We start from the raw sequence: 14,885 nt of genomic DNA on the forward strand, positions 1-14,885 counted from the left end.
CAGGTTGTCCGCAGATTAGGCAAAGGATCTGAGAGGGCAACTCCTTTTAATATATAGAGAGTACGTTAATCTATAAGTCTTTTAAATTGTGTCTTATTACTGAGGCACTTAACGTTACGTTGATAGATTGGGAGCATAGAATACATTATCAAACGCAAGGGAGGTGAAGACTATGGCGATTCTTTTACCTTCGCAATTCTACAATCTTGCTGCTGGTGTGGGTAAGTCCTTCTTTGAAAATCTGAGAGGCGGTAATAATGCTACGATTACTGTGAATAATACAGGTGCCAATCCGGTTGATCTTGTGGTTACCCGTGTCAATGCTCCTGTGATCACTTATGTAATCCCAGCGGGCAACAGCCTTACGTTAGAAGTTGCTTTGCTGCTGGTAGCTGCTCTTCAGGCGACTCCAGTTGGAGCAGTAACAGGTACTATCCAAATTGCTACCGCTGATTTTTAATCTGTAACGACTTGACCCTCTAACTCTAGCTTTGCCGAAAGGCAAGGTTAGAGTTTTTTTATTGTTTGAAATTTTCTGAAACTTTTTTCAGGTTGTGCCGATATATACATATGACATCGCAAATAACACATCGAAAAGGAGTACCCTGTATGAGCTTTAGCAATCCGGTTTTACGTGATGACATCTTTTTACGTGAAGATGAAAGAGAAGCTAGCGAACAACGTATGACCATCGGAGGAACGGTGAACAAAACGTTACTTCTGCTGGTCCTACTTATCGTTTCTAGCAGTATTACCTGGTATATGACCTACCAAGGAACCGTAGAGGTGCTATCGTTGCTGACGGCAGGCTTTATTGGGATGGCAGGCGTAGCACTTGCGATATCCTTTTTTCCAAAAACGGCTCCATTGCTTTCTCCTGTATATGCGATTCTGAGTGGCTTTGCTTTGGGTGGCGTTTCCGCTTTTATGGAGTATGAGTACCCTGGAATTGTAGTTAATGCCATTTTGCTGACTGTGGGTATCTTGTTCTTGATGCTCTTTATGTATACACAACGAATCATCAAGGTGACACGTGGCTTTATCTCATTTGTTGTCCTCTGTACGATGGGGATTTTTCTGGTGACGTTGGTTGATTTTATTTTGAATTTTTTCGGTATGAATGTTCCGTATATCCATGAAACGGGCTGGGTGGGTATTGGCATTAGTTTATTTATCGTCATCATTGCCGCTTTGAATCTGCTCGTAGATTTTAATTTCATTGAGGAACAAGCTGATCAAGGTGCACCCAAATATATGGAATGGTATGGCGCTTTTGCATTGCTGGTAACGTTAGTGTGGCTATATGTACGAATATTGGATCTGTTAGCTAAGCTTAGCAATAGGGACTAAGATCTGCGACTATTGCATATGGTTTAAGTAGGATGAGAAGAGAAGGGCGGCTGAATGTCGTCCTTTTTTGTATGAAAAAGGCGGTTTAAAAAATGCATTTTACGTTAAATACATAGAAGTTGGGTAAAACATAGAGGATAGATAGGTGAGGAGTGAGGTATATGTATCAAGTGGTGCTGGTGAGGCATGGAGAAAGCGTGTATAACCGACAAAACTTGTTCACAGGCTGGACGGATGTCGATCTGACTGAACAGGGAACTCATGAGGCCATCGAGGCAGGACGTATCCTCAAGGAGGCTGGGTATACGTTTGATTTGGCATTTGCTTCTGTGCTAAAACGTTCTATCCGCACGTTGTATCATATCTTGGATGAGCTGGATCATCTGTGGATACCCGTGCAGAAGTCATGGAAGCTGAATGAACGCCACTATGGTGCTCTTCAGGGGCTCAGCAAGCTGGATTCCGCCGTGCAATACGGCGAGGAACAGGTTCATATTTGGCGGCGTAGTTTGACGGTGCGACCACCCATGTTGGATGAGCAGGATGAACGGAGTCCACATCAGGAAGAGCGTTATCGCCATATTAAGCCGGAGGAGCTGCCGCTCGGGGAAAGCCTAGAAGACACTGTGCATCGGGTTGGTGAGTTTTGGAAGCAACGGATCGTGCCGTTGATTCTCAAAAAGGACCGGGTTATCATTTCCGCACACGGTAATACTTTACGAGCCTTGATCAAGTACATGGAGAATTTGGACGAAACTGCACTGCTGGATTTGAACATCCCGACAGGTATCCCACTGGTGTATGAGCTGGATGAGCATATCGATCCTATACGGCGCTTCTATCTTGGTGATCCGAGTCATGTAGAGGCAAAAAAACAGGCTGTGGCCAACCAAAGCAAGGTGACGGAGTGATTTTCCATATACAAAGAGGACAGGGCGCTTCCTTGCATCCTGTCCTCTTTGAGTTGATATACATCAAGCGTTCGCGGTATCCTCTGTTTCCAGGCTGTCTTCCTCGGTAGGAAGTGCCCATACCGATACACTGCCAGCACGAACGGGAAATACACCGTAGCCATCCTGTTCGATCTTCACGGCATGATCGTGATGCCCAGTCAAATCGGTCCATTTTTCTCCTGCATGTTGTTTACCCACGAACATGCGCTTTTCCCCGTCATTTGCGTTGGTGATCACCACAGCACATCCAGAGCCGTGCAGCTCAGGAATGCCCTGACGAACCCATCCAATCGTATGGGGATCATCAAAATAATCTTTTTGCTCACCATAAGCTTTGTGGTACCGAGCATATAGGAGCGGGTCTAGCTCAGCTTGCTTGCCTATCACAGGCGTTTGTCCCTGGATACCGTAGTAATCCCCGTAGAATACGCAGGGATAACCATCTTTGCGCAGTAGGATGAGTGCATAGGCACTGGGCTTAAACCAGTCCTCCACCCAGGATTCGAGCGCTTCATGCGGCTGGGAATCATGATTATCGACAAAAGTAACCGAGTTCAGGGGATGGGTATGAACCAGCGTATCCTCGAAAATGGTGCTTAAATCGAAATCCTTACCACCCAAGGAAGCGCTATGTAGTTTGTAGTGGAGGGATACGTCAAACAGGTCGATTTTATAATCGATGGTATCCAGAAACTTTTGACACGATTCCAGATCCGGTTTCCAAAACTCGCCTACCATATAAAAATCCTGCCCACGCTTTTTAATCATTTCTGTAGCAAACTCTCGTACAAATTCATGATTAATATGCTTGATTGCATCCAGACGGAATCCGTTGCATTGTAGAGTATCCACCAGCCACTTGCCCCAGCGGATCATTTCCTTACGCACATCCTGATGATTATAGTCAATATTGGCGAACATTAAATAATCATAATTGCCGAATTCATCATCTACATTATCGCTCCAGTTTTTATTTTTACCTAAAATACGATAGATTCCTGTCCGGTCCTGACTTGCATCGTAATCCGTTCCGTTAAAATGTTCGAAGTTCCATTGAAATGTGGAATACTTCCCTTGCCGGCCGGGGAATGTAAATTTAGTCCAGCCTTCGATATCAAAGGGCTCGGAAATGACCTCATTACGATTATCCGGGTTGACCTCGACGACCTTGAATACTTCGGTTTCATCTGCACCTGCCTTATGGTTCATGACCAGATCGACATAGACGGCTACGCCGTGGCGAACGCAGGATGCGACAGCTTCCAGCAGATCTTCCCTGGTTCCGTATTTGGTGCGTACTGCACCCTTTTGGTCAAATTCGCCCAGATCGTAAAGGTCATAGACGCCGTAACCCGTATCCTCAGGAGATTGGCCTTTGGTGACAGGTGGAATCCATATCGCGTCAATTCCTTTGGCTTTTAGTTCCGGTGCCAGGCGGGCAAGCTTTTTCCAGTGAGAACCGTCAGCTGCGACATTCCACTCGAAAAATTGCATCATCGTATGGTTCCTTTTCATGTGCGTCCCTCCTTCATATATAACAAGTTACCCACCAAGTGAGGGGGGCTAAACGTCTGATGGTCAATATGATGTTGATGAAGAACATGGATCCGCTATATAACGTATGCTAAATCATTAAAATTTGTTATACCTTGAGTGATGACAACGACTCGATGGCTAGAAAAAGAAACGTGAAAACGGTAAAATGAATCTAACTTAGCTATAGTTCGGATTTCGGGCAAACCATAAGCTCGAACAAGAAAGGGAAGGAGGGATGAACGTGACAGATCCGCAGCAGAATAAGGATGAAGCGAGAGAACCGCTGATGAAAAAATGTACGTATTGTCAGGAGATCAAACCATTAACAGACTTTCAGCGCAGAACCGGTCGCCGGGCGGGGCCTTTTTCCCGGCGTGGTCCTTGTCGTTCCTGTCGGGAGTTAGCCCCGCAAGAACGGGCGGTTGCGTCCGCTCCTTCCCATGAGGAAGTGAAGCCCTTGGCTGCTCCTGTGGAACGGCATAGCTCCGAAGCAGATACGACTGCGTACGGTCTGGAAGCGTCCGCGCAGCCTTCTAATGATTCTCAACGCCCCCGTAGGAAGCCCGTCACGGACAAAGCGCGTGAGCGCCATCGGCAACGGGTTCGACATTTGCTTAGCAGGCTGAAGCCTGCGGATACCCGTGCGTTGCGGCTTAATCGCAATGGCATGATTCGACTAAGAGGCAAAACCGACCAAGGGAGACGCTGGCATCAGGAGATTGAGCTTGATTTGGCGATGACTCTGGTCAGAGAACGCATGGCGGTGATTGTAAATCCGTACACGGTCCGCAGACTTTATAGCAACAAGGAATTCCGCCAATATGTGCTTAAACGTGACCGTTATACGTGCTTTTTTTGCGGTGGCTATGGCGACACGATTGATCATTTACTTCCTCGGGCTAAAGGTGGACACACCACGCCAGTAAATTGCGTATGCGCCTGCAACGAGTGCAATCAAGTTAAAGCAGCCCGTGATGTAGAGGAATTTATCGAGTCTGGCGTGCCACTGCCGATTCCGGATGATTTTGAACCTTCTGGTGCTTCCGATGCTTCTGAGGACACCTTACGCACCTAGGACGATTTGCTGGGGAATCCGGCTACATTCCCTTAATACAGTTCTACTTCAAAGCCAGATTCCTTCCAGGCTGTTGTTCCGCCTTCAATAAAGGCCACATTGGTAAAGCCCATCTGTTGCAGTATATAAGCTGCCAATGCAGCTTGTCCGCCTGCCCCACAGGTGGTGATAATTGGGCGGTTGCGGTCACGTAAGCGTTCATCACGCAAATCCTGTGGAACGTCCAGGTCAGCGCGGATGGGTAGCATGCCCAGTGAAATATTGGCGCTACCACGAATTAGGCCGCAAGCACCTGCATCATGAGAATCCTGTACGTCGATAACGAATGTATCTGGATTGGATTCAATTCGCTGACGTGCCTCCTGTGAAGTAATGCCCTGAACGTGCTGCCTCGCTTCTTGAACCATGTCTGCAAATGTTTTAGCCATCGTTTAACCCTCCGTAGGAATATGTTTTGTATTGGTTTTCATATTAATAAACAGAAACTCACCCTCTCTATTACCCATCTCTAGTATAAAATGCCCCTTTTTTTAAGGTAAACTTAGACAAAAATCGTGCTTATTCTAATTTTTATCTAAAATAACAATAAAAAATTTGCAGAAATTTGTGCAAATTTAAAATTTCTTCGACGATTGGGTTGTGAAAGGTGTAATATAGAGGTATAGGGTTCCGTTTCGGCCTGTTGTAGTCACGAGGGAGCGCTTCGTGAGATATTCCGCAGCAGTAACAACAACAGAATAACGTCCAAGCAATATACAATTGGCATCTGCGATCATCAGTCTTGCCCTTTAGGGTATAGGCCGGTTTAAGCTGTGCTTCTTGCATGTTTAAGGGCGAATTCATTTGAACGTTTTATTGCTAGAGTTTATGATGCAGGTTACGAGAAAGGAATGGACTTCTATTTTCACAGTAAAGGAGGACGTTCACGCATGTCTGAAAACCAACAAGAGGTGGCCGTAACACAAGAAGCTACCAAAGAGTCTCGGGATGTATTGGACCAATTGATGAAACCGGAGGTTCAGCAATCGCTGACCGTACTGGTAGAGAATCTGCCAAAGTTGACTGAGATGGTTACTTTGATGACCGATGCTTATGATGTAGCCCGCAGTCTGGCAACTGACCCTGTCTTTATCGGAGATATGAAAAACTCCATGGGAGAGTTTGTGAAGCCTGTTACAGATTCGGCTAAAGGATTGGCTTCTGCTGCAATTGAAGCAAATGACCGTGTACAAACTACGGACGGCAGTGTAGGTCTGTTTGGCCTGCTCAAAATGCTTAAAGATCCTAATGTACAAAAAACGCTGCGTTTCAGCCAGGCTTTCCTGGATATTCTGAATGAGCGCCAACGCGAAAGCAAATAATTACCTGATCGAGAACGGAGGATGGACATGTCGAAGCAAATTTTGATCTTGGGCGGCGGATACGGCGGATTGCTGGCCGCTCTTACAGCACGCCAGCATATGGACGCTAGCCAAGCAACCATTACAGTGGTAAACCGCTTTGCGTCGCACCAAATTATTACGGAACTGCACCGTTTGGCGGCAGGTACGATTGCCGAAAAAGCTGTGGCGCTTCCTTTGGAAAAACTGTTGCGTAACAAAGATATTATCCTGAAAGTGGATACTGTTTCCGAAATCAAACCGGACGATAAGAAAGTAACTCTGGCCAGTGGTGCTACGTTGAGCTATGACGCTCTCGTTATTTCCCTGGGCAGTGAAACGGCATACTTCGGTATTCCGGGGCTGCAAGAGCATAGCTTCACACTGAAATCAGTGGCAGAAGCTAATCGCATCCGTGCACATGTGGAAGCTCGTCTGGATGCTTACAAGCAATCCGGTAACAAAGCGGACGCTACCATTGTTATCGGTGGCGGCGGTCTGACTGGCGTTGAGCTGGTGGGCGAATATGCTGACAAACTGCCTGCAGTTTGCCGTGAAAAAGGCATCAACTACGAAGATATCAACTTGTATTGCGTAGAAGCTGGACCATCTATTTTGGCAGGCTTCCCTCAACCATTGGTTGATCGTGCAGTAACAAGTCTTGAAAAACGTGGCGTTCAAATCGTAGCGGGTGTTCCGATTACAGAAATGAAAGCTGACGAAGTTCTCTTGAAAGACGGACGTTCGATCAAAACGAACACACTGATCTGGACAGGCGGCGTACAAGGTAATGCACTGGTTGGCGCATCTGGTATTGAAGTAAACCGCGGTCGCGCAACTGTGAATGGCGCACTGCAATCGACTTCCCACGAAGACATCTTCCTCGCTGGCGACAGCGCAGTAGTGTTCCCAGGTGAAGGCGAGCGTCCGTACCCTCCAACTGCACAGTTGGCTTGGCAAATGGGTGAATTAGTTGGTTACAACATCTTCGCTTATTTCAACGGAGCGAAAATGGAACGCTTTACGCCAGTGTTCTCCGGTACACTGGGCAGCTTGGGCAGAACAGACGCGATCGGTACTGTAGGTGCGAATGGCACCCAACTGAAAGGCGCTGTAGCCACCTTGATGAAGGAAGGCAGTAACATCCGTTACTTGTCCCACATCAAAGGACTTTTTGCATTGGCCTATTAATATTGATATGGTTTATTAAAAGAGAGCGCTGTTCAGCGCTCTCTTTTTTTCATTCTTCGACACTAGCAATGCTTACACATTTCACAAATAGTCTTAATTCACTTCATCATGGTTAACTCTTCCACCTGTGCAGGAGGGAGCGCGCCTTCAAATATACTCAGCTCATCTATAGATCCTTTGAACGCAGGGTCCCACCAATTGACCCCTAGGCTGAATGTTCCAGATTTAGAGGTAAAGACATCCGGGAACTTTGAGCCGGTAAATTGAATTTTGCCATTCACATACACCTCTAATACCCCACGATCTACAGTGAAGGCCAGATGTGTCCATTCATTGGCTTTGATCTTCAGGCCCGTACTGCCAGTATACCAAGTTGAGCTGCCGGACCAGACCATCGTATTATCCTTCTCGGGTCCTCTGGGCAGAAGGCTAACCCAGTGGTTGCTATCCATAGCTCCAAAAAAAGTTGGTGTATGGACAGTCAACTCGCTGGGCTTCACCCACAGTGACACAGAAAAGGCTGAGCTGGATATGAGTCCTTCAGGCAGAGCAATACCTGACTGTCCATCAAGGACTACAGCTTGGCCCCTTACGCCTTCAGCGTAGGATACACTTCCTCCCTGACGATCGATCCGGTCACCAATAACCTTACCATTGGCAAAAGCATCATTCTGATCCTTTAGGTTATTTTCAAATGGGTATGAAGCGGTCAATGTTGCCTTCTCATAAGGAGCTACCGTAATGTTAAAAGTTTTATCCCGACTGCTGTCTCCTTTGGTGATGGAAGCCGTCAAAGTAGCGGATACAGCCTTTTCACCGATCCCGGGGCGCTTGACTTCACCAGTATCAGAAATGACGCTTGGGTTTGAAGTTTTCCAGATAATCGCGGATTGGCGACTGCCTTCCTTCGGAAGCGTCAGATTAGCCGTCACCCGGCTCGTATCGCCAAGATCTAATTCACGATACACACTGTCAACGACTGTCATATCCGGCATATCAGGGAACTTACTGCCCCAGGCCATTTCGCCTTTATTCGATAGAACTGTAAACGCCAAAATATATTGATTCGTTACCTGGTCCCATTGTCTCAGGAGTACTCCATCAAACACAGTGCCATCCAGTGTTAGTTGGATATTCGCATCCCCCGACTTGTGCCATGTTCCTTGCACATCGCCTTTAATAGTGTGATCTGCTTTCAGCTGAATGAACTGCGTATTTTTGATCGTCGCCGAAGAATCACTACCATGGTTAATATATTGATAATCGCCAATGAATTGTTTCTCATCCAGCTTTGTAAGCGTCTCGCCACCGTAACGGTAAGGAGCTACCACAGGCCAGTCATCCTGATTCATGAACATTTGATGTACACGCAGCTCGTGAGTCTCCCCCTGCTGAGGGAATCGGGTATGAAAGACAACAAACATTTGTCCGGTAGCAGGATCGGTGTACACCGAGTTATGCCCAGGAGATACATAGCCGTAGCCCACACCTGTACCTGGATCGCCTATTTGGCTATCGAACAAGAAGTTACCCATTAATTTGTTGCCATAGGCTGCATTTTTGGTGTTTGCTGGCAGAACAGCATTCTGCCCTTTGGCATCCTTATAAGGTCCTGTCGGACTCTTGGAACGGAATAATCTCATGTTATATCCACCGTCAGCTGCAAGTCCGCCATAGGTTACATACAGATAGTAGTAACCCGTTTTTGAGTTGTATTCAATATACGGACCTTCCCCGGACTCACCGTATCCACCTGCAATCTTGGTGCCAAAATAACGATCAATCAACCGGCCATCCTCCGTCGTTCCATCTTGGCCTGGATAGATCGGTTTGCCAGTTGCTTTATCCAGCTCCAGCAAAAAAATGCCTCCGGACCATGACCCATACGTCATCCATAAGCGCCCGTCTGTATCATAAAAGACTGCTGCATCTATTGCATTCGGGAACACCCGATTCGCATAAGAACCGTCGGCATTAAACCATCCTGCTCTGGGACCCTTCAGCTTGCCTTCATTAATGAGTTGTGGAATCGGCGTATTTGTCCACTTTTTATCTACTTTGCTATTTTTATCGAATGCAGTCTCCTTTGTAAAACCAGTGTTCACAATGGTATCCACATATTGATAGGGTCCCTCAATGTTGGGGGCAACGGCAATGCCGATCGCGGAGCGTATATAGGTGGAGGAGGCACTATAATAAATCATGTAGGCCCCTTTTGTGCCATCCTTATTGACATAATGCTCATTCCAAAACACATCGGGCGCCCATACCGAGAATCCTCCTTTGCTGTCCGCATCATTCTCACCCGCCCAAGCGAAAGATCCGGCCAGATTCTTCGATAAATCCCCGTAAAGGGTATTCCCAGGCGTAGTGTAACCGTTTGCAAAAGAAGTCCAGTTTGTGAGATCTTTTGATTTCGCTGCGGCGATATGCGACCCAAACACATAATAAGTGTCACCGTCTTTGACAATCGAAGGATCGTGAACCGATACATTAGAGAAGGTCGGCACATCCTGCTTCTTGTTTTGGTTCGGCTCCGCTGCTGCGGCGTCCAGCGTACCTAATGGTACGGCTGCAATTGCCAATAATAAAGTCATTGTTAATGCAATGCTCGACCTGGCTCTACGTTTAAGCAATCTTCTCATCGTATACATTTACCCCTTTCTAAAGTGGAATACAGTGATATATTCTGCTTTCATTGCTAAAATACCTTTATATTTATAAATATAATTAATGTATTTATGAATCACATAGCTGTAGGGAAGATGACATAATCTATAATTAGGTATATATTATAAATTATGGTTGACGATATGCATTTGTGGAGGTACGTTATATATGAATAAAACAGTTATGTTTGTTGTGAGCTGTTTATGAAAAAGGAGGGTATTATATGAAAATCAGGTTGCTCGTATGCCTTGTGATTTTATTTAGCATTGCTACTGTACACTCGAATTCGACATCAGCCCAAGCTCAGACCCCTATACACCTGAAGGTAAATGATCTTTACATTTTATACACCTATCCTGCCTCACCTTTTGTGGATGCGAAGGGCAGACTGCTTATACCGCTCCAAGCGGCTGAAGATATACTGGGCGGCAAAGTAACTTATAATGCAGCGAACAAAACGGCTTCTGTTGATTTGCTAGGCCGTAATGTAACGACTACGATCGGTTCACCCGAAATATCGGTTAACGGTGAGCCGTTGACAATGGACACAGTCCCCATCATGAAAAGCAACGCGATGTTTTTACCAGTTTCGATGTTGTTGAAAGATACAGATGCGCAGATGGAGTGGGATTCGAGGCGTGGTTTATTGAAGCTAAGACATGATAGCTTTACGGAAAGTCCAGTTCTTATGAAATTTATGGGACAAGATTTAGCCAAAGTCATTGATGCGAATGCGTTTGATCTTACTTCCTTTGACTGGGACCAAAAGCAGGGTATATTAAATATTTATGCCACGTATAAGAGCGACTTATCGCCTGCTTTCAAACAAATTGACTTTAATCCTATGATTGTGTATAGCAAAGGGACTTATAGTGTAGATCCTTATTCTAAACCCGGTTCATTTCACAAAGTCAAAATAACCAGGGCAGGTCATTTGGTATATACAAAAAATATCGGTACAACTAATGCGGATAGTGATTACATAAAATACATTACTTCCGTAGGCAGGCTGATTCAATAATTGAATTCATGGTGGTTGTGCATTATAAAAAAGCGACAAAGGCTATATAGCCTTTGTCGCTTTTTTTGAAAGATTAATTTTTAGAAGGTAGTGATTTGGCTGCTGTTGCCTTTATTACGTACATATCCAACGACTTTGGATACAGACTGTCTATCTTTAAGATAATCACTAACGCCATCTGTCAGGTTGTTTTTTTGATTGTTCGAAAGTTTATTCCAGTCATCCGAATTTACATAAACCTCGACGATAGCTTCACTGCTGTCGCCTCGTACGGTGAAATCAAAGCCGACTCCATTATAGGTGCCATATCTATCGGACAAGTTACGTTGGATCGTACTTGAATCCAGAGAAGAAGCTACTTTTTTAATCGTTACATCGCCTTTGCTGTTCGTTGTAAAGGTCGCCAGTTTATCTCTATTACTGGAGTTTTTCACTGTGCCTTCAATATCGGCATCTTTATACTCTTTCAAAATATCATCTACGATGTCTTCCAGGTAGCTTTCCTTTCTGCTATCGGATAGATCATCCCATCTGGATTTTGTCATTTCGATGGTTACTGTAATATCGCTTTTGTTACCATCCAGCGTGATATCCGAGTTCGTGCTATATGAATCACTGTAATCCTTGTTCAGTTGCTTCTGAAGATCTTTTAAGGTGCTTGAGCTATTTTTGCTCGCATCATCTTTCAGCGTCTGATTGTCTTTTTGCAGTTGAGCAATGGTAGCATCTTTCGTTGTGTTCGCTGCTTTTGCTGTGTTCAGTTCTTGAGTCAGCGTCGTAATCTGGTTGTTCAGTGCTGTAACCGTAGACTGATCAATAGGAACGCCGTTATCAGCAATGACTACGCGTTTGTTTGTGCCATCCCATGTTACTTTTTTATCCAAAGCTGTACCTGCCAGCTTCAGCGGGATATACGTCACGCCATCCAGCAGAAATGGTTCTGTTTTAGCATCCGAGGCAACCTCGGTTCCGTTATAGATAATTTTAATATTGTTATATACTGCTTGGATCGGCTTAGTTACTTGTGCAGCATATGTAGATTGGCTGAACAGAGCCCCGGAGATGGCCAAGGCCGACACGGCAGTGATGATGACAGGTTTCTTCATGGACTTCAATGATTTCATTCGTTGGTCTACCCCTTTATTTAAGAATTATAGCTTGATACATAGACTAGAGTAACATTAATACATACAAAATCCAACAGGTTGGAAGGGTTGTTATTGGTTGTGCTTATATTAGTTAGACGCAAAAGCGACTGTAAAAGTTGCCCTGTTTGCGTAAATAATTTTCCAAAAGTAACCGAACAAAATAAAACAAGTCCGCTGTACAAGACAGCAAGACTTGTTTGGAGTACAGTGCGTTAGGGTATCAAAAGTTGGACTATTTGTGGTCCTTCAGTTTGCCTGCTGTTTCCTGAAGGTGACCTTTGGCTTTATCCAATTTACCCTCAGCTTGAAGGGACTTATTATCCGTGGCGTTCCCGATTTGGTCCTTGATTTCACCTTTAGCTTTATTTACATTACCTTTGATTTTATCGCTAATTCCGTTATCCTTCATGGTATAGCCCTCCTCATATAATCAAACTTTCATTCAGCATGCTGTAGTTAGTCATTACCCGAGCGAGGGTAATACGAAACGTGAGGCTGTAGATCACAGACAGGGGCATAATGTTGGGGACGGGGTCAACTAGATCGTGAAATAAGGGGTGAGCGTATGCTCAAAATTTTATTGTTTATTCTCGTTATTCAACTTATTTATGTATCGGCGTACACACTGCGCATGATTTTGACGCTGAAAGGACAGAAGTACATTGCTGCACTCATCAGCACCGTGGAAGTTACAGTTTATGTGTTGGGCTTGAATGTCGTGCTTAAGTATCTGGATCAAGTGGCAAGTCTTGCGGTATACGCTATAGGCTACGCAGTGGGGATTCTTATTGGAGCGTGGATTGAGGAAAAAATAGCGCTCGGTTATGTCACCGTGAAGGTGATCAGCAATGAGATCAATGGAGGAATTGCCAATGCGCTGCGAGACAAAGGGTACGGCGTTACAGCCTGGCTGGGCAGTGGACGTGATGGAGAACGCCTCGTAATGGAAATTTTGGCTAAGCGGAAAAACCAGAATAAGCTGTATCAGTCTATCCTGGAGCTCGATCCCAAGGCTTTCGTCATTACGGTGGAGCCAAAGCAATTTCATGGTGGTTTCTGGACCAAGGCTATCCGTAAATAAGAATTTTGGTAAAATACGCATATTTTCCGTAGGTTGGAGCATATTAATACCCGCACAGGACGGAATTAACAGTATGCCGACAGGGGATGTTCCCCTATAACAACCAAGGGGGGATATAGATGTACAGACGCCAGGCCCCGGAAATCATTCCAGAGGAAAATACGGCTATTTGGTCGTGTACCAACGAGGGTTGCAACGGATGGATGAGAACGGATTTTACCTTTTTGAGCGAGCCGGCTTGTCCACTTTGCCAAGCCACGATGGGACAGGAAATGCGAATGCTACCGATTCTCAATCGGACGGGCAATTCCTTTGTCGCCCAGCGCTCTTAATTGAGGGGTAAGCCCATGATTACGCTGCAAAGTTTATAAACGTCAAAGGCCGCTCCAGCGACATGCTGAGCGGCTTTTGGTTGTGGAATATTCACGGATCATGACCTCTCAAGGGGCTGCACGGAATCACGATATACAATATGACCCTGTACGAGGACTCGACCAAAACGACTGCCGGGATGGCTTATTTTTTTCATTATTGAATCCACCGCCGTACGTGCCATTTGCTCAATGTCTACTCCGACCGTGGTCAGTTGCGGAACAATAAGCGTGGCGTATACATCGTTATCAAAGCCGACCACAGAGCAGTCCTCGGGTACGCGGTATCCCAGACCAATCAGCTGGTGCACCAGATTGTGAGCGACCTGATCGCAGTTGCATACAAAGGCGGTCGGTAGTAGCTGAGGCAGAGCCATTTCAACATAGGACCCTTCGTCGTCCCGGTCGCTGAGTACCCACTCGTTACGGAGGGGCAACCTGTGCTCCAGCAAGGATTTATAGTAGCCGAGGAAACGGTCCTGAATACTGCTGGTGGAATAGATATTTCCCACATAAGCAATATCCCGGTGTCCCTGGGCGATCAAATAATTGGTTAGCTCGTAGGCTCCGTAAAAATTATCCGTCACCACAGAGTCGATATCGGCATGCTCATCATAAAAGTCGAGAAACATTTTAGGTTGGTCCATGGTTTGTACCAGCTCAATATATGGCTTGCTCACTTGGCCCAGAAGAATGAAGCCGTCCACCTTACGGTCGTAATAGATACGTGGCAGATTAAGCTGCTCTTCGTCCTCGCGATGGAGGATGTGAAGGATACCGTAGTAGCCGTATGGCTCCAGTGCCCGTGAGATTTGCTGGTAAATATGCAAATAAAACGATTGGCCAGGACCAGTAAAACGTTCAGGGATGACAACACCAATGTTATAGGTGAGCCCCTCTTTCATGGACTTGGCAACGGTATTAAAACGATAACCCATTTCGCCCGCGAGTGTTTTAATACGTTCTTTGAGTTCCTCGCTAACCCCATCCTTGTCATTGAGCGCCTTCGACACGGTCACGCTGCTTATTCCCAGCTTATCTGCAATATCCCGCATCGTTACGTTGCTCTTCATTCCTGTTCCGCCTTCCAATTTTAAAAAGATAAGCATT

At 45.6% G+C, this 14,885-nt stretch carries 15 protein-coding genes; 9 read left to right on the forward strand and 6 right to left on the reverse strand.

Going from position 1 to position 14,885, the window contains the following annotated elements; all coding sequences use genetic code 11:
* Nucleotides 1–172 precede the first annotated feature (172 nt).
* The 3 genes from ACXHJ1_RS08015 (at nt 173) to gpmA (ending at nt 2,261) form a co-directional block, all read left to right on the forward strand.
* A complete protein-coding gene (locus ACXHJ1_RS08015; RefSeq protein ID WP_013312533.1) occupies nt 173–460 on the forward strand; it encodes a hypothetical protein in 288 nt (95 codons plus the stop codon).
* Between the two features lie 149 nt (nt 461–609).
* Nucleotides 610–1,350, forward strand: coding sequence for a Bax inhibitor-1/YccA family protein (locus ACXHJ1_RS08020; protein WP_457905907.1), 741 nt, complete (start codon nt 610–612; stop codon nt 1,348–1,350).
* Between the two features lie 161 nt (nt 1,351–1,511).
* Entirely contained in the window at nt 1,512–2,261 is a 750-nt protein-coding gene (gene gpmA, locus ACXHJ1_RS08025) for a 2,3-diphosphoglycerate-dependent phosphoglycerate mutase (RefSeq protein WP_457905908.1), read from the forward strand.
* A 63-nt stretch (nt 2,262–2,324) separates the two neighbouring features.
* Here the strand turns inward: gpmA and ACXHJ1_RS08030 are convergent, their stop codons facing one another.
* Nucleotides 2,325–3,818, reverse strand: coding sequence for an alpha-amylase (locus ACXHJ1_RS08030; RefSeq protein ID WP_457905909.1), 1,494 nt, complete (start codon nt 3,816–3,818; stop codon nt 2,325–2,327).
* A gap of 262 nt (nt 3,819–4,080) precedes the next feature.
* Between ACXHJ1_RS08030 and ACXHJ1_RS08035 the strand changes: the two genes are divergently transcribed.
* Entirely contained in the window at nt 4,081–4,914 is an 834-nt protein-coding gene (locus ACXHJ1_RS08035; protein WP_457905910.1) for an HNH endonuclease, read from the forward strand.
* A gap of 32 nt (nt 4,915–4,946) precedes the next feature.
* Here the strand turns inward: ACXHJ1_RS08035 and ACXHJ1_RS08040 are convergent, their stop codons facing one another.
* Complete coding sequence (locus ACXHJ1_RS08040) at nt 4,947–5,342, reverse strand: rhodanese-like domain-containing protein (protein WP_017426145.1); 396 nt, start codon at nt 5,340–5,342, stop codon at nt 4,947–4,949.
* A gap of 501 nt (nt 5,343–5,843) precedes the next feature.
* Here ACXHJ1_RS08040 and ACXHJ1_RS08045 point away from each other — a divergent pair.
* Nucleotides 5,844–6,275 (forward strand): DUF1641 domain-containing protein, encoded by a 432-nt coding sequence (locus ACXHJ1_RS08045; protein WP_017426146.1) that lies wholly within the window; start codon nt 5,844–5,846, stop codon nt 6,273–6,275.
* A 27-nt stretch (nt 6,276–6,302) separates the two neighbouring features.
* Complete coding sequence (locus ACXHJ1_RS08050; RefSeq protein ID WP_013373647.1) at nt 6,303–7,484, forward strand: NAD(P)/FAD-dependent oxidoreductase; 1,182 nt, start codon at nt 6,303–6,305, stop codon at nt 7,482–7,484.
* A 98-nt stretch (nt 7,485–7,582) separates the two neighbouring features.
* Here the strand turns inward: ACXHJ1_RS08050 and ACXHJ1_RS08055 are convergent, their stop codons facing one another.
* Complete coding sequence (locus ACXHJ1_RS08055) at nt 7,583–10,129, reverse strand: LamG-like jellyroll fold domain-containing protein (RefSeq protein WP_457905911.1); 2,547 nt, start codon at nt 10,127–10,129, stop codon at nt 7,583–7,585.
* A 248-nt stretch (nt 10,130–10,377) separates the two neighbouring features.
* Here ACXHJ1_RS08055 and ACXHJ1_RS08060 point away from each other — a divergent pair, with 248 nt between their 5' ends.
* Entirely contained in the window at nt 10,378–11,175 is a 798-nt protein-coding gene (locus ACXHJ1_RS08060; RefSeq protein WP_457905912.1) for a copper amine oxidase N-terminal domain-containing protein, read from the forward strand.
* Between the two features lie 80 nt (nt 11,176–11,255).
* On the opposite strand, the gene ACXHJ1_RS08065 is transcribed toward ACXHJ1_RS08060, so the two are convergent.
* Entirely contained in the window at nt 11,256–12,299 is a 1,044-nt protein-coding gene (locus ACXHJ1_RS08065; RefSeq protein ID WP_107733737.1) for a stalk domain-containing protein, read from the reverse strand.
* Between the two features lie 256 nt (nt 12,300–12,555).
* Nucleotides 12,556–12,732, reverse strand: a complete 177-nt coding sequence (locus ACXHJ1_RS08070) for a CsbD family protein (RefSeq protein ID WP_013373642.1) — start codon at nt 12,730–12,732, stop codon at nt 12,556–12,558.
* 156 nt (nt 12,733–12,888) lie between these two features.
* On the opposite strand from ACXHJ1_RS08070, the gene ACXHJ1_RS08075 reads away from it, so the two are divergent.
* Complete coding sequence (locus ACXHJ1_RS08075) at nt 12,889–13,404, forward strand: DUF2179 domain-containing protein (RefSeq protein WP_013373641.1); 516 nt, start codon at nt 12,889–12,891, stop codon at nt 13,402–13,404.
* Nucleotides 13,405–13,523: 119 nt separating this feature from the next.
* The gene (locus ACXHJ1_RS08080; RefSeq protein ID WP_016822696.1) at nt 13,524–13,736 is read left to right on the forward strand and encodes a cold-shock protein; all 213 of its coding nucleotides are present in this window, start codon (nt 13,524–13,526) and stop codon (nt 13,734–13,736) included.
* A 98-nt stretch (nt 13,737–13,834) separates the two neighbouring features.
* Here the strand turns inward: ACXHJ1_RS08080 and ACXHJ1_RS08085 are convergent, their stop codons facing one another.
* On the reverse strand, nt 13,835–14,848 hold the full coding sequence (locus ACXHJ1_RS08085; RefSeq protein WP_026065364.1) for a substrate-binding domain-containing protein: 1,014 nt from the start codon (nt 14,846–14,848) through the stop codon (nt 13,835–13,837).
* Between the last annotated feature and the right edge of the window lie 37 nt (nt 14,849–14,885).

The sequence above is a fragment of the Paenibacillus sp. ALE2 genome (genome assembly GCF_054113385.1).